Genomic DNA, 15,199 nt, shown 5'->3' on the forward strand with positions numbered 1-15,199 from the left:
CAATTTGAGCATTCACCCATTAGGCGATCCCATGCACCCAGCTCAAAAACAGAATACCATCCACCCCATTTATTACGGTGTTATTCTGTGCCTTTTAAATATGGTGTTAGTGTCTGTTGTCTACGCTGAAGAGAGTCAGGCTTCGTTCGAGCGCTTAACCACAGCAGCCGAATCAAACGATGATCGCCTTGTGAATGAGCTCTTACCCGTTGTCATTTCAAATTCAGACACCTTATCAGAGCCGAATTACACCGACGTAAGCGCAAAAACCAGCGTATTATTACGCACCAATAAACAGCACGAGGCCGTCACTATAGCGGCAAACTACCTCAATAGCGATGCCGCTCAAATGATACAACAGGCGGTGCGTTATCGATGGATGATGATCATGAGTTATGACTTGATGTTCTTTACTGAATTCGCTGCTGCTCGCGATATGATCGAGCAAGAATTGGATTCCATCAAGGCATGGACCCCCATAACAAAAGACAGCAAAGTCACTCAAGCGAATCTATATCATATTTACGGACAGCTTTTAGTGCGCCAAAAACGTGTCGCCGAAGCGTTGCCTTACTTTTATCAGGCAGAACACTGGTTCAAAGACATAGACAAAAATCACCCTTCAATTTTTGTTATTAATATTCTTTTAGGGGAAGCTTTTTTGCACGCCCGCAGTTATGAACAAGCCGAAGAATTTGCCCGCAAAGCCCTTAAAACCATTCCTGCAGGACGAGTCGATGCCATTAGCTATTTATATGCGATTCTGGCGGCGGCAGTGGATCGCCAAAAAAGACCACAAGACGCGATGCAGATCATTTCGACCTATTTAGCGAATCCTGTGGACCCTAGACGCGACTATTTTTTGTATTTTTCTCTGGTTCATATTGATGTTTTGCGTCATTTAGAACAATTTGAGCCGGCGTTAGCGCTGGCCAAAGAAACCTATCTGCTCGCTCAGCAAGTCGGTAATAAAGACTATTTAAAAGACGCTAAACGACAACTGGGCTTTTTACAGGCCTATTTTAACAACATGACAGAGGCAGAGAACTTACTGCAAGAGGCGATTAATTCCCCTTCTGGTATCCGCCAAGCCAACCCACCTCAAGCCTATTTAGACTATGTGGAAGTGCTTGAGCAACTGGGCAACAATAAGAGCGCTTTGGACTATTATCGTCGTTACCATAACGCTTATGTTGAAGAGTTTAAGCGCATCAACCAAATCGCCATTGCCAATTTAGAATATCAACAAGAGAATCAGCGCCTTGAGCAACAACAGGCACTGTCTGTCGCTCAGCTTGCATTGGCAAAAGCCAATGAGAATAGAGCGCTCCTACAGACTCGGGCGTTGATGTGGGCAGCTTTAATTCTTACGCTCATCGCGACAGCTGTTTTTGTTATGTGGCTGCAATTACGCAGTAAAAGCCGCCAACTGCATATCATGGCGGTAGAAGATCAGCTCACCAAATTAGGCAACCGACACGCCTTTCTTCAGGCGCTAGACAAACCTGATTATACGGTATTGGTTATTGCCGATATCGATGGCTTAAAATATTACAATGACCGTTACGGACACCAGAAAGGTGACGAGTTGATAAAGCAGTACGCTCAACAATTAAAACAGCGGTTAGAGTCTGTTGACGCAGGCGTATTCAGAATTGGCGGAGATGAATTTGCCATTCTGATGGCGCACAGCATATCAACAGCTCAGATCGACGAGTGGATGAAAAAAACCGTAGTACAAACACAACGGGCAGGCTTTCCATCGATAGACGCAAGCTACGGTATTGCGAAACGCAGCGAAGCCACTAAAGATCATGACTGGATTTCACTGGCAGACCAACGCATGTACGCCATGAAAGAAATGAACAAGCAAACCGCCAGCACCTAAAATCAAAATTATTCACAATTCGCCCCTATTACTGAGGGCGAATTCCTGCAGGGTCGCCACCACCAGGCGCCAATGCATGACGCATAATCAGCCGCGCTCATCCTTCACGCCATGCTTTCCAAGCGGAATCATTCGCATTACTGGCGAACGACAATCCACAACACAAAACGCCAATACACCATTTCATTTATAATGTGATTCTTAACGATTCCCACAACGATTCTGTATGAATGAATGGTACGCAGCCTATAGTCAACAGGTTCAAAAATACGCACAATATTGGCATCGATCCATTTTGAGGTCGAATCCTGTACACTGTTAAAAACAATCTTAATAAGAGAATTTTTATGATCAGCATTGGTTTTTTAGGCTTGGGAATAATGGGTAGTGCGATGGCAAAAAATCTGCTTCAGGCAGGTTTCGATGTTACGGTTTGGAATCGTACTCCAGAGAAATGCGCCGCATTCGTCGCTATTGGCGCACATCACGGCGCTTCACCAAAAGCGGTGGCAGCTCATTGTGACATCACCTTTGCCATTGTGTCCGACCCAGCGGCGGCACTGGCATTGTGTCAAGGCGAAGAAGGCGTAGTCGCGGGTATCGGTGAAGGTCGAGGGTATGTTGATATGTCCACCGTGGATGACACAACGTCTAAAACCATTGCCCAGGCTATTACTCAAGCGGGAGGACGTTTTTTAGAAGCGCCAGTCTCTGGAACCAAAAAGCCTGCAGAAGATGGCACCTTAATTATCTTGGCAGCGGGCGACAAATCGCTCTACGACGAAGCGTCTCACGCCTTTGGTGCTATGGGAAAAATGTCACCGTATCTAGGTGACATTGGACAAGGTGCGAACATGAAATTGGTCGTAAATATGATGATGGGGGGTATGCTCAATATTTTTAGTGAAGGTATGTCACTGGGGCAAAAAGCCGGCCTAGATGGTAATCAAATCCTAGCGATTATTGCCGCTGGCGCTATGGCCAACCCTATGTTCAAAGGTAAGGGGGCTATGTTATTAAATGACGACTACACCACCAGCTTTCCACTTAAGCACATGCAAAAAGACATGCGCCTAGCGATTGCTCTGGGTGACCAGCTTCAACAACCGCTCCCTAACGCCGCCGCCGCAAATGAGACCTTTAAGCTCGCCATTAAACAAGGCTTTGCAGATGAAGACATCGCCGCTGTTCATAAAGTGATCCGATAACGTTTCAGCGGTCACCGTCACATCACGGCGGTTTTGGCTATTGGCTATAAATTGCCTTCGTCAAAACCGCCTACATTTTCATCGTCATTTTTTCGTAAACTTCTGATTATTTCAGACGGCAATACGTGCTTTTGGTAATCGTTTTTCAATTCGTAACGATAAACCACGCAGACTCAGCAACACCAAGATAAGAGATACACACAAGACACAGAAAAGCTCAAACTTAGGCTCCGTTCCTACTTCGTTTTACTGAAAAGAAACAGTCGACCATGCTTACTTACCCCCTTTTAATGCAAAATTTTGGCATAAAAAAGCCCCGCTGTGCGAGGCCTCTCCTAGGAATACATAAACAAACTAGATCACTTCTCGCTCTACAAGCTCATCAAATTCAGCTTGCATCTGACGCTCAACCGGGCTTTCTACGTCCTTAGCGTTAAGATGGTGTTGACGACCTGAGTGTTTTGCTTTGTGTTTGATTAGCTGCTTTTCTAATTTCCCTACTAACAGATCAAGGGCTGGTTTAAGTTGTTTGTCTGTGTTCACTGTTGCAAAAAGATCATGACCAGGAATATGAACACTGGCTTCAACAATTAATTCATGAATCTCATGCTTCTCTGTATTGAGTACTACGTTAATGGTGGTGATCGTATTGTTAATACGTGACAAGTGATCCATTTTTTCTTTAACGAGTTCTTGTACTTCTTCACCAGATTGGACGTGGTGACCACTAATATTCAATGTATACATAGAGAATTTCCTTCTGTTTTTGTCAGATGTTTAATAACTTACTTTCCGTTCCTCCTCTGCTAGCCTTACTTATAATCTATGGTTGATTTACACCAATTTCAATCCCTATCGCGTAATTCTTTTTATGCAAATAAAAAATCTATAAAATTTTGTAATTCTCAAATTAATAGGCTTTTTAAATTACTTACATATCAATGTCATACCATTGAAAATCAGTATAAATTTCCATTTCCTTCACCTTAAAAATAGGCACTTTTTGCACCTATAGCAAGCATTAATTTGAATATAATGAATTATTAAAAACAAAAAAAAGCATCAGCCGATGACCGATGCTTTTAGTAGACCCAATACGGACCGCTTAATCGTTCAATAAAATGCGCAGCATGCGACGTAATGGCTCAGCCGCACCCCACAACAACTGATCGCCCACAGAGAAGGCACTGATGTATTCAGGCCCCATGTTCAGCTTACGAATACGGCCAACAGGAATGTTCAATGTGCCAGTTGCCGCCGTCGGTGTTAGTCGCTCCATAGTGGCTTGTTTGTCGTTAGGCACGACGCTGACCCAATCGTTGTGCTCAGCCAACATACCTTCGATGTCCGCCACTGGAATGTCTTTGTTCAATTTAATAGTGAACGCTTGGCTGTGACAACGCATGGCACCGATTCGAACACATAAACCATCTACAGGTACAATCAGATCCGTGTTACCTAAGATCTTATTGGCTTCGGCTTGCGCTTTCCACTCTTCACGACTCTGGCCATTATCCAGCTGAGAATCGATATAAGGGATCAAACTGCCCGCTAATGGCACACCGAACTGATCCACTGGCATGGTGTTAGAGCGCATTTGCTCTGCCACTTTGCGATCAATGTCCAAAATAGCACTGGCTGGATCTGCCAACTCCGACGCTACGCTGCTTTGCAACATGCCCATCTGGTTGATCAGCTCTCGCATGTGACGTGCACCGCCGCCAGAGGCGGCTTGGTATGTCATGGACGTCATCCACTCAATATGGCCTTTTTCAAACAGACCGCCCAATGCCAACAACATCAAGCTCACGGTGCAATTACCGCCAACAAAAGTTTTGACACCGTTACTTAGGCCGTCTTTGATAACGTTTAAATTAACTGGATCAAGGACGATGATGGCGTCTTTCTCCATACGCAATGACGATGCCGCGTCAATCCAATAACCGTTCCAACCTGCCTTACGCAACTGTGGGTAAATAGCCTTGGTATAATCTCCGCCTTGGCAGGTGATTATAATGTCCATTTTTTTCAAAGATTCAATGTCGTTTGCGTCTTGAAGTAACGGAATATCTTTACCAATTTCTGGACCTTTCTGCCCGGTTTGCGAGGTAGTAAAAAAGACGGGATCAATATGATCAAAGTCATTTTCTTCTCGCATACGTTGCATCAATACGGAACCGACCATTCCGCGCCATCCGACTAAACCTACAGTGTGTTTTGACATGGTTAACTTTACCTTTTTTTGTGGGACCACTCATACCAAGAGCAGTATCCCGAGTGAAATCCTAACGACCTTATGCCGTTAGGTTATGACATTATTTTTGCATAGCATTTGGGTTTACAATATTAATTTCTTAGTGCTGCTATAACAGCATCGCCCATTGCGGCTGTACTCACTGTATCGCAACCTTTAGAGGCGATGTCTGCGGTTCTTAAACCCAAATCAAGAACGTTACTAACAGCGGCCTCAATGGCATCCGCGGCCTCTTTGGCATCCAAAGAATAGCGCAACATCATAGCAACAGACAAAATGGTCGCCAAGGGGTTAGCAATGCCTTTACCGGCAATATCTGGCGCTGAACCGTGACAAGGCTCATACATGCCACGACCTTCTGCGTTTAAAGAAGCAGACGGTAACATGCCGATAGAGCCGGTTAACATAGCCGCAGCGTCCGATAGAATATCACCAAACATGTTGCCCGTAACCATGACATCAAACTGTTTTGGTGCACGAACCAGCTGCATAGCCGCATTATCGACCAACATATGAGTCAATTCGACATCTGGGTACTCTTTCGCGACTTCTTCCATGACTTCTTTCCACAGCACTGTCACTTCCAGTACATTGGATTTATCAATAGAACAAACACGCTTGCCGCGCTGACGTGCCGCTTCGAAAGCAGATCGACCGATGCGACGAATTTCAGATTCGCTGTAAACATAGGTGTTGTAACCTTGGCGCTCGCCGTTTTCCAGGGTGCGAATACCACGTGGCTGACCGAAATAAATACCGCCAGTCAATTCACGTACGATCAGAATATCCAAACCTGCCACAATTTCTGGCTTCAAACTGGACGCATCCGCTAACTGTGGGTACAAAATGGCAGGACGAAGGTTTGAAAATAATTCAAGGTTAGAGCGTAAACCCAGTAAGCCTTTTTCAGGGCGTACTGACATGTCTAATTTATCCCATTTCGGCCCACCAACGGCACCAAGCAAAATTGCATCCGCGGCTTTGGCTTTTTCTAAGGTCGCATCGGGTAATGGCGAACCGGTTTCATCGTAAGCGGAACCGCCCACCAAAGCACTTTCATGCTGAATGTTTAAAGAGAACTGCGCGTTTACCGCGTCTAATACGCGAACCGCTTGCGCTACAATTTCTGGACCTATGCCATCGCCGGGCAAAATCAATACATTTTTCGTCATGGTAATTCCTTAATATTCTGAGTCTTTGTGTCTGTTTTAGTCTGTTTAGCGCTTACTGCTCACGAGACAAGAAAAGCCAAGGCGCGTCTTGCATGCGTTTTTCTTCAAATCGATGGATCGCGGCATCTTGCTGTAACGTCAGACCTATGTCGTCCAAACCGTTTAATAAACAATGCTTACGGAAATTGTCGACGACAAACTCAAACTGCGCACCTGAAGGTGACGTCACTGTTTGATTCTCAAGATCAACAACCATTTCGGCGCCTTCGCGTAACGCCACTTCAGCAAACAACTGATCCACTTCATCTGGGTGCAACACAATCGGTAACAAACCATTTTTGAAGCAGTTATTGTAGAAAATATCCGCAAAACTCGGCGCAATAACGGAACGAAAGCCATAATCATCCAATGCCCAAGGGGCGTGTTCACGGCTCGAACCACAACCAAAATTCTGACGAGCCAATAATACACTTGCGCCTTGGTATCGGGCTTGGTTTAAGACAAATTCTTCGCGCAATGGGCGACCATCGCACTCTTGATCCGGCTGCCCTTCGTCTTCGTAGCGCAGCTCGTCAAATAAATTTTTACCAAAGCCTGTGCGCTTGATGGATTTCAAGAACTGCTTTGGAATAATCATATCCGTATCAACGTTGGCCAAATCCAAAGGAGCGGCTAACCCTGTGTGTTTAGTAAAGGGACGCATAAAACTCTCCTTTTGATTAGTGTTTAACAAATTCATTAACATCAACAAAATGACCGGCAATCGCAGCCGCGGCGGCCATCGCAGGACTGACTAGGTGCGTACGGCCACCAAAACCTTGACGACCTTCGAAATTACGATTCGATGTAGACGCACAATGTTCTCCGGCGCCCAATTTATCGGCATTCATCGCCAAACACATAGAGCAACCCGGCTCACGCCATTCCAAACCAGCGGCTTCAAAAATAGTGTGCAATCCTTCTCTTTCGGCTTGCGCTTTTACCAAACCAGAGCCAGGCACAACAATCGCTTGTTTCAAAGTTGATGCCACGGTACGGCCTTTAACGACTTGCGCGGCAATGCGCAAATCTTCAATACGGGAGTTAGTGCATGAACCAATAAACACGCGATCTAAGATAATATCCGACAACATCGTTTTACCTTCCAGACCCATGTATTTCCATGCGCGGGCGTAACCTTCTTTTTTGACAGGATCTTTTTGATCTTCGGCACGAGGTAGGGGCTCATCAATGGCAATGACCATTTCTGGCGACGTGCCCCAAGTGACTTGAGGCTTGATGTCTTCGGCTTTGATAACGACGACTTCTTCAAACTGAGCGTCTTTATCTGACACCAAGCCTTTCCACGCCGCCACGGCCATGTCCCAATGTTCGCCTTTTGGTGCATAAGGACGACCTTTCACATACGCTATCGTGGTGTCATCAACCGCAATCAAACCCACGCGAGCGCCCGCTTCAATCGCCATGTTACAGACCGTCATGCGGCCTTCCATTGACAATGACTGAATGCCTGAGCCGCCAAACTCAATGGCAAAACCGGTTCCGCCAGCGGTTCCGATCGCACCGATGATCGCCAACACCACGTCTTTCGCGGAAACCCAAGGCGACAATTCACCATCGACACGAACCAGCATGTTGCGGCTTTTCTTCTGCACAAGGCATTGAGTCGCTAACACGTGCTCAACTTCAGACGTACCAATACCGTGTGCTAGGGCACCAAACGCCCCATGTGTTGATGTGTGAGAATCGCCACACACTACCGTCATGCCCGGTAAAGTCGCGCCCTGTTCTGGCCCTACAACGTGGACAATGCCTTGGCGGATGTCTTTCATGTTGAATTCAGTAATACCGAATTCGTTGCAGTTATCATCTAGAGTAGTAACTTGAATTTTTGATACCGGATCTTCAATACCATCTACGCCAGAAAGACGCTCCTTTTGGGTCGTTGGTACGTTGTGATCCGGCGTAGCCAAACTTGACGATACACGCCATGGCTTGCGTCCCGCTAAGCGTAAACCTTCAAAGGCTTGCGGTGAGGTTACTTCATGCAATAATTGTAAATCGATATAAATCAACGCACTGCCGTCGTCACGTTGTTGAACAAGGTGGCTATCCCACAACTTGTCATAAAGGGTTTTAGCTGACATACATTCTCTCCTCAGAAATCTATTGCGCTATCCTAAAACTTTGGCTTAAATAACTCCAATTCATATTTTTCATATTTTGGATAATTTTTTGGAATGATAGACATCGCAGAGCTGCTCACTTTTATCAAGGTGGCAGAAACCGCTTCTTTTTCTCAAGCCGCTACGCAGCTGTTTGTCACGCAGCCAGCCATTAGCAAACGCATTTCGGCGCTAGAAAGTAAATTAGGTGTGCGTTTATTTGATCGAATTGGCCGGCAGGTTCAACTCACCGAAGCCGGGTTACGACTGTTACCCAAAGCACGAAAAATGGCCGAGGACTTGCTAGACATTCAACGCAGTATGTCTCTGCAAATGCTCGATGTGAGCGGCGAACTGAAATTATCCACCAGTCATCACGTAGGATTGCATCGTTTACCCAAATCACTGAAGTGTTTTCAACAAAACTTTCCCAGCGCACAGTTGGAAATCGAGTTTTCACAATCAGAAGAAGCTTATCAAGATGTTCTAAAAGGGCGAGCGGAGCTGGGCATTATAACTTTGTCACATAAAGACAACCCACTGATTGAGTCGTTACCGATCTGGTCTGATCCCTTGACCTGTGTTGTCAGCAACGATCATCCACTGGCGCGGTCAACGAACCTGACCTTGCTTGAACTGGCACAACACGCCTGTGTCTTACCCAACAAAAACACCTTTACCCGACAAATCGCCGAGCAGGCTTTTGGTAAGCAAGGCCTAAAGCCCAAGGTGAGAATGAATACAAATAACCTAGAAACCCTTGCCATGCTGGTGGGTATTGGTTGGGGCTGGTCGCTTTTACCTTCAACATTGGTAGACGATAAATTGGTCGTATTAAACATTGATGATTTAAACGTTGAACGGAAATTGGGCGTCATTCACCACAAACAACGCACATTGAGCCGAGCGGCCATGGCCTTTATAGAGATTTTGAAAAGCGACCGCACGGGCCACTAGAGCCATCACCGACGCTGGCTGATCAATAGTATGAGTAATGCCAATGCACTTACGCATGCTGCAGCGGTAAATACCCAAGCGCCTCCTAACCATTCCCATAAATATCCTGTGATGACCATACCAATGCCCCCCCCTAAACCGATCGCAAACGCGCTATACATAGCTTGGCCTTGGCTGGCATATTGCTCAGGGAATAATCGCCGTATTTGCTCAATAGACACCATGTGAAACAACGCAAACGTAATACTGTGAAGCAATTGCGTAAAAATCAGTACCCATACCAGCGAAGCAAACCATCCCACTAAAAACCAACGCACAACACCACAAAGGAAACACAGTGCAATGACATGGACTACATCGAAACGCTTGATACTATTGCCAAAGAATAGAAACAAGACAATTTCAATGACCACGCCTAACGCCATCAGCAAACCAATGTATTGTCCGCTGTAACCCAGATTGGATAAATGCACAGCAAAAAATACATTAAAAGGCGCATGGGACATGAAGGCCAAAAATGCCAGCACAAAAAACAACAAAGACTCAGGCGTTTTGACTAAAGAAAGAAACGATGCGGTTTCTTTTTCGTTACTCACTTCATACGCTTGTTCTTTAAGAAAAAACGACGTCACCACCGCTAACGCAAGAAACACGCACATAGTGGGGATCACAATGCCAACACCAAATTGACCAATTAAAAAACCGGCACCTGTTACAGCAAAAACATAGCCCATCGATCCGCCTACACGAAGCCGAGTATAAGGCACATCCAGGTAGCGAATGCTGCGAACAGCCAGTGAATCAGTGAGAGGAATCAGTGCCGAATAAAACAAAGCCATAGTGCAGGTTAGCAGCCAGAGTGTCTCAAATTGCTTACTCCAGTTAAAAGGGATTACGGCAACAAAACACCCCAAAATAGCAACCTGAAGAATGCGTTTAGGCAAGCCTACTTTTGCGGTTAACCAGCCCCAAAAATGCGGAACCAAAATGCCGGATAAGGTAAACGTTGACATCAATCGACCTATTTCTGATGCTGTTAAACCAATCGACTTGTAATACATCGATATATACGGCATCAAAACACCAATTAAAGCACAAAAGAAAAAGTAGAAAAAAAACAAAGGCCAAGCCACAGGGCGAGCGTGATCTGAAAACATGTTGGCTCCAACAGTCGTGCAATATTTGTCGCCACAAAAACAACAAAAATCATGCAATCATTATAATGATTGAGTATGCTGGAAATGGTCACAAAAAGCACGACAGATAAAGGGATCTTCCCACACAAATCTAATACATTCTGTGCACGCTTAAGTCCATTATTATCCCTACCCTTATAGCGAGAAAAATCATGACAGATCATCAAGAATGGTGGCGTGGCGCCGTTATTTACCAAGTCTATCCAAGGAGCTTTTTCGATTCTAATAACGATGGAATTGGGGATTTGCCAGGTGTTACGGCAAAAATGAACTACATCGCTGCTTTGGGAGTGGATGCGATTTGGTTGTCGCCTTTTTTCACCTCACCAATGAAAGACTTTGGGTATGATGTTTCCGATTATTGCAATGTCGATCCTATTTTTGGATCGTTAGAAGATTTTGATCAGTTAATTCAATCGGCTCACGAACACGGGCTAAAAGTAATGATTGATCAAGTACTAAATCACAGCTCTGATCAACACCCATGGTTTGTCGAATCACGCCGTAGTCACGACAACGACAAAGCCGATTGGTACGTTTGGGCAGACGCCAACCCTGATGGTACCGTACCAAACAATTGGTTGTCTGTATTTGGAGGGCCAGCTTGGCATTGGGACAGCCGACGCCGCCAATACTATTTGCATAACTTCTTAGACAGTCAGCCAGATCTAAACTTCCACAACCCCTTGGTCGTCGACGCGCTGCTAGAAACGGTAGAGTTTTGGCTTAAACGGGGTGTCGATGGTTTCCGCTTAGATACCGCGAACTACTACTACCATGACCTTGAGCTGACAAACAATCCGCCCAAAGAAGACGTTATTGAAGGCAGCATTGGGGTTCGTCTTGATAACCCTTATGCCTATCAGCTGCATATTTATGACAAATCTCGTCCAGAAAACATCGGTTTTTTACAACGTTTGCGTCATCTACTCGACCAGTACCCAAATACGACGACGGTAGGTGAAGTGGGTTGTGATTTCGCTTTGAACACCATGGCCGCCTACACTCAAGGCCAAGATAAATTGCACATGTGTTATTCATTTGATTTGCTGACTCATGACTCATCAATGACTCATATTAGAAGCACAATGGAAACCATCGAAGCGGGGTTGGGTGATGGTTGGCCTTGCTGGTCAATTGGCAATCATGATGTCGAGCGCGTCGCCACTCGATGGGGGCAAAACCACGACGCCATTGCAAAAAGCAAAGTCTATATGACCATGCTTCTCAGTTTGCGTGGCAGTGTCTGTTTGTATCAAGGTGAAGAACTGGGCTTGCCAGAGGCGGAGCTGAATTTTGATCAACTCGTTGACCCTTTTGGTATCGCTTTTTGGCCAGAATTTAAAGGGCGAGACGGTTGCCGAACACCACTCCCATGGGAAAATAATGCGTTAGGCGGCTTTACTCAGTCGATACAACCTTGGTTACCCATTGATGACAAACAGCGCCCTCTTGCTGTTAGCGTCCAAGGAGAACAGCCGGACTCTATCCTTAATGCCTACCGTGACTTTCTGCACTTTAGGCGACAGTACCCAGTGTTGCAACGAGGTGGCATCGAATTCATACATCACGACGATACAACACTTACCTTCGTACGCAGTGGTGAGGACATGCGTCTTTTTGTCGCAATCAATACGTCTGAAATGGAGAAACGTTTGCCGCTTGAATTATCATTAACGGTGTTAGCACTGCCAAAAGCGCTTAAGAGTGGTTATATAGATGCTGATTCTGTGGTGCTTCCAGCCTACAGTGTTTTGATCGCCACTATTAACCTTTCATAGTTTTTACTACTAACGGCACACTTTTTTTCACACACTTTCTTTACACACACAAAGGCTGAGTTATGACACAAGTTGTTCATGACTCGGCCACGCATTAATAATGGCTTTCACTAATGTTGCCAACGGAATCGCAAAAAACACACCCCAAAAGCCCCAAATCCCGCCAAAAAACAACACAGCAACAATGATCGCTAAAGGGTGCAAATTAACCGCTTCAGAAAATAGCAAAGGGACCAGCACATTACCATCTAAAGCCTGGACAATCAGATACGCTACTACTACATAAATAAATTCACTCTGCGTGCCATACTGATAAAAAGCCACTAACACCACAGGAATAGTAACCGCCGCTGCGCCGATATAGGGAATCAGTACCGATAAACCCACCAGCAAAGCCAACAACTCAGCGTACTTCAACCCAAAAACTAAAAAGACCACGTAGGTCACCACACCCACTACAACCATTTCAATGAATTTACCGCGGATGTAATTGGCAATTTGCTCATTCATTTCATGGGCAATGTTACGCATCATTTTGCGCTCTTTGGGCAGCCATGACGTCAGATATTTTGATATTTTTTCTTGGTCTTTTAACAAGAAGAACATCACCAAAGGCACCAGCACGACGTAAATAACCACCGAAAATAAAGAAGGGATGCTCGATAAAGAAAACGATACCAGCCACTGACCCAAATTTGTCGATTCATTGGCAAGTGAATTAATCAACTCGTCTATGGCCGATTGGCTAACAATTTCGCTGTGCCCCTCTGCAAATGCCAGCACTTCGTCACGAAGAACCGTAAACATTCTGGGCACATCTTGAACAAAACGAACAGATTGACGCCAAATGATGGGCACCATCACACTGACAAAAACGCCACACGCCATCATAAAAGTAGAAAAAACAAGAAATACCGAACTAACGTGACCCAAGCCAAGCAATTGAATACGATCAACTAAGCCTTGCAGAAGAAACGCAAGCACAATCGCAATGAGTATAGGGGCCAAAATCCCGCCCCAAAAAGCCAAAACACTGACCAATCCTACTAACAAAAGAAGGAACACGACCACTTCTTCATTGGAAAAATAGCGCTTAATCAGCGTATCTACAATTTTAAACATAGGGAGTCCGTATCAATTTTTTTGAATTTCAAAGGTGTAAAGAGTATTGTCTTCATTGACTGACAATAAAGAAAACCCGACCAATGCAAGGTATTGAGGAATGTCTTTCAACGACCCAGCGTCACATGTTGTAACACACAAGCGTCCCCCCACGGCCATCTTACTTAACGCCATTTTGGTTTTTAACAAGGGCATGGGACAGCGATCTTCTCTTGCATCTAAGAGTACGTCATACTGTTTCTCTGAGTTGACCGTCATTTTATAATTTACCCAATAGATGAATGGCCTATATTATGAGACTATTTTTAAACGTTACAACAGGCTTGTTCATCTTAGCGGTTGTTTTTATCGGTACGGTAACCCATGCCAGATTGCCAGATTTTGAAGCCAATCAAGACGAAAGAGCGCTGTCAAACCCCTCTTATGTATTAGGTCAATACTGGTTTCGAAAGCTCAATGGCAGCCAAGCCCTTATCGACTTCCCGCCCGCCTATGATTATCTCAAAGAGGCCATCTCCTATATCTTGCCCCAAACAAGCTTATATAACACCACGGTTGAAATGACGCTGCTGAACAGCGCCAAAAGTAATGCCTTTGTCATGCCTGGCAATCACCTGTATCTGTATTCTGACATCATGGAAATGATTACCAGTGAAGACATGTTAATGGGGTTATTAGCCCATGAAATTGCTCACTTAGATCTTCGCCATTATGAACGTCAATCGCAGCACTCAGGAGAAGAGCGGCAAAAAACATTCATTATGCTGGGAGCCGGGATCGCCGCGGCACTTGCAGGGGCAGACGCGGACGCCACCACCGCGTTATGGCTCGGTGGCATCGCCAACCAAGCCGAAAACACGCTAACATACAGCCGAAATCAGGAACAAGAAGCCGACAGACGCGGTCGAGACTATTTAATAGATGCCCAAATCGCACCACAAGGTATGAGCCAACTGTTTCAAGCTTTTTTTAAACAGGCATTAGGGCGGCCTAAAGTCGAATTTTTGTCCACACACCCTTCCCCAGAATCCAGAATGACGGACACTTTTCGTATCGATTCAAAAGACACCATACTCAGCCGAACAGAACAAAGTGATTTTCACTATTTTAGAGCCAGTGTGCTGGCCTACCGAGCCGGCATTGAAGAATCCCCCTTTACTTACTTAGATCAACACATTCAAGATATCGATGCAAAATGGTTTGCAAAAGCGCTGCTGTCATACCTCAATCAATCACCGGAGCGTTCACTGGCATTTTTAACGAAAATAAAAACGCACAATCCCTTCATCGATTACATACAGGCACTCAGTTATCTCGCGGTCGATCAAAAAAACAATAGCTCAACGATCGTGCAGAAACGCTTAGACATCGACCCAAACAATTTTTTGTTTGTAAGCGTCCGGCAAACCACACATTTTAATCCCTTTACAACTCCTTAAAGTCTGTTGTCTTTTAA

The 15,199-nt window shown here is 45.2% G+C and carries 13 protein-coding genes; 5 read left to right on the forward strand and 8 right to left on the reverse strand.

What is annotated here, in order from left to right; translation table 11 throughout:
* Window positions 1-4 precede the first annotated feature (4 nt).
* Both FXV75_RS08630 and FXV75_RS08635 read left to right on the forward strand, forming a co-directional pair.
* Entirely contained in the window at window positions 5-1,888 is a 1,884-nt protein-coding gene (locus tag FXV75_RS08630) for a GGDEF domain-containing protein (RefSeq protein WP_148832542.1), read from the forward strand.
* 347 nt (window positions 1,889-2,235) lie between these two features.
* Window positions 2,236-3,096: an NAD(P)-dependent oxidoreductase gene (locus FXV75_RS08635; protein WP_148832544.1), complete on the forward strand. Its 861-nt coding sequence runs from the start codon at window positions 2,236-2,238 to the stop codon at window positions 3,094-3,096.
* A 354-nt stretch (window positions 3,097-3,450) separates the two neighbouring features.
* On the opposite strand, the gene hpf is transcribed toward FXV75_RS08635, so the two are convergent.
* The 5 genes from hpf to leuC all read right to left on the reverse strand — a co-directional run bounded on the left by hpf (window position 3,451) and on the right by leuC (window position 8,669).
* Window positions 3,451-3,843 carry a ribosome hibernation-promoting factor, HPF/YfiA family gene (gene hpf / locus FXV75_RS08640; protein WP_148832546.1) on the reverse strand — a complete coding sequence of 131 codons (393 nt, stop codon included), beginning with the start codon at window positions 3,841-3,843 and terminating at the stop codon, window positions 3,451-3,453.
* Window positions 3,844-4,201: 358 nt separating this feature from the next.
* Window positions 4,202-5,320, reverse strand: a complete 1,119-nt coding sequence (asd, locus tag FXV75_RS08645; RefSeq protein ID WP_148832548.1) for an aspartate-semialdehyde dehydrogenase — start codon at window positions 5,318-5,320, stop codon at window positions 4,202-4,204.
* A gap of 122 nt (window positions 5,321-5,442) precedes the next feature.
* A complete protein-coding gene (gene leuB, locus FXV75_RS08650) occupies window positions 5,443-6,522 on the reverse strand; it encodes a 3-isopropylmalate dehydrogenase (RefSeq protein ID WP_148832550.1) in 1,080 nt (359 codons plus the stop codon).
* Between the two features lie 52 nt (window positions 6,523-6,574).
* Window positions 6,575-7,225 carry a 3-isopropylmalate dehydratase small subunit gene (gene leuD / locus FXV75_RS08655; RefSeq protein WP_148832552.1) on the reverse strand — a complete coding sequence of 217 codons (651 nt, stop codon included), beginning with the start codon at window positions 7,223-7,225 and terminating at the stop codon, window positions 6,575-6,577.
* 16 nt (window positions 7,226-7,241) lie between these two features.
* Window positions 7,242-8,669, reverse strand: coding sequence for a 3-isopropylmalate dehydratase large subunit (gene leuC, locus FXV75_RS08660; RefSeq protein WP_148832554.1), 1,428 nt, complete (start codon window positions 8,667-8,669; stop codon window positions 7,242-7,244).
* Window positions 8,670-8,762: 93 nt separating this feature from the next.
* Between leuC and FXV75_RS08665 the strand changes: the two genes are divergently transcribed.
* Window positions 8,763-9,644: a LysR family transcriptional regulator gene (locus FXV75_RS08665; RefSeq protein ID WP_148832556.1), complete on the forward strand. Its 882-nt coding sequence runs from the start codon at window positions 8,763-8,765 to the stop codon at window positions 9,642-9,644.
* A gap of 5 nt (window positions 9,645-9,649) precedes the next feature.
* Here FXV75_RS08665 and FXV75_RS08670 read toward each other — a convergent pair whose 3' ends face one another.
* A complete protein-coding gene (locus FXV75_RS08670; RefSeq protein ID WP_148832558.1) occupies window positions 9,650-10,801 on the reverse strand; it encodes an MFS transporter in 1,152 nt (383 codons plus the stop codon).
* 191 nt (window positions 10,802-10,992) lie between these two features.
* Between FXV75_RS08670 and FXV75_RS08675 the strand changes: the two genes are divergently transcribed.
* Window positions 10,993-12,621 (forward strand): alpha-amylase family glycosyl hydrolase, encoded by a 1,629-nt coding sequence (locus tag FXV75_RS08675; protein WP_148832560.1) that lies wholly within the window; start codon window positions 10,993-10,995, stop codon window positions 12,619-12,621.
* 60 nt (window positions 12,622-12,681) lie between these two features.
* Here FXV75_RS08675 and FXV75_RS08680 read toward each other — a convergent pair whose 3' ends face one another.
* Window positions 12,682-13,743: an AI-2E family transporter gene (locus tag FXV75_RS08680; RefSeq protein ID WP_148832562.1), complete on the reverse strand. Its 1,062-nt coding sequence runs from the start codon at window positions 13,741-13,743 to the stop codon at window positions 12,682-12,684.
* A 12-nt stretch (window positions 13,744-13,755) separates the two neighbouring features.
* The gene (locus FXV75_RS08685) at window positions 13,756-14,001 is read right to left on the reverse strand and encodes a sulfurtransferase TusA family protein (RefSeq protein WP_148832563.1); all 246 of its coding nucleotides are present in this window, start codon (window positions 13,999-14,001) and stop codon (window positions 13,756-13,758) included.
* Between the two features lie 35 nt (window positions 14,002-14,036).
* On the opposite strand from FXV75_RS08685, the gene FXV75_RS08690 reads away from it, so the two are divergent.
* Complete coding sequence (locus FXV75_RS08690) at window positions 14,037-15,182, forward strand: M48 family metallopeptidase (protein ID WP_148832565.1); 1,146 nt, start codon at window positions 14,037-14,039, stop codon at window positions 15,180-15,182.
* The last annotated feature ends 17 nt before the right edge of the window (window positions 15,183-15,199 follow it).

It is taken from the genome of Marinomonas sp. IMCC 4694 (genome assembly GCF_008122525.1).
Lineage (GTDB): Bacteria > Pseudomonadota > Gammaproteobacteria > Pseudomonadales > Marinomonadaceae > Marinomonas.

Excerpts from the sequence above, each read along its gene's own strand:
- FXV75_RS08635 (WP_148832544.1), top strand. The coding sequence starts at position 2,236 with ATGATCAGCATTGGTTTTTTAGGCTTGGGAATAATGGGTAGTGCGATG.
- hpf (WP_148832546.1), bottom strand. The coding sequence starts at position 3,843 with ATGTATACATTGAATATTAGTGGTCACCACGTCCAATCTGGTGAAGAA.
- asd (WP_148832548.1), bottom strand. The coding sequence starts at position 5,320 with ATGTCAAAACACACTGTAGGTTTAGTCGGATGGCGCGGAATGGTCGGT.
- leuB (WP_148832550.1), bottom strand. The coding sequence starts at position 6,522 with ATGACGAAAAATGTATTGATTTTGCCCGGCGATGGCATAGGTCCAGAA.
- leuD (WP_148832552.1), bottom strand. The coding sequence starts at position 7,225 with ATGCGTCCCTTTACTAAACACACAGGGTTAGCCGCTCCTTTGGATTTG.
- leuC (WP_148832554.1), bottom strand. The coding sequence starts at position 8,669 with ATGTCAGCTAAAACCCTTTATGACAAGTTGTGGGATAGCCACCTTGTT.
- FXV75_RS08665 (WP_148832556.1), top strand. The coding sequence starts at position 8,763 with ATGATAGACATCGCAGAGCTGCTCACTTTTATCAAGGTGGCAGAAACC.
- FXV75_RS08670 (WP_148832558.1), bottom strand. The coding sequence starts at position 10,801 with ATGTTTTCAGATCACGCTCGCCCTGTGGCTTGGCCTTTGTTTTTTTTC.
- FXV75_RS08675 (WP_148832560.1), top strand. The coding sequence starts at position 10,993 with ATGACAGATCATCAAGAATGGTGGCGTGGCGCCGTTATTTACCAAGTC.
- FXV75_RS08680 (WP_148832562.1), bottom strand. The coding sequence starts at position 13,743 with ATGTTTAAAATTGTAGATACGCTGATTAAGCGCTATTTTTCCAATGAA.
- FXV75_RS08685 (WP_148832563.1), bottom strand. The coding sequence starts at position 14,001 with ATGACGGTCAACTCAGAGAAACAGTATGACGTACTCTTAGATGCAAGA.
- FXV75_RS08690 (WP_148832565.1), top strand. The coding sequence starts at position 14,037 with ATGAGACTATTTTTAAACGTTACAACAGGCTTGTTCATCTTAGCGGTT.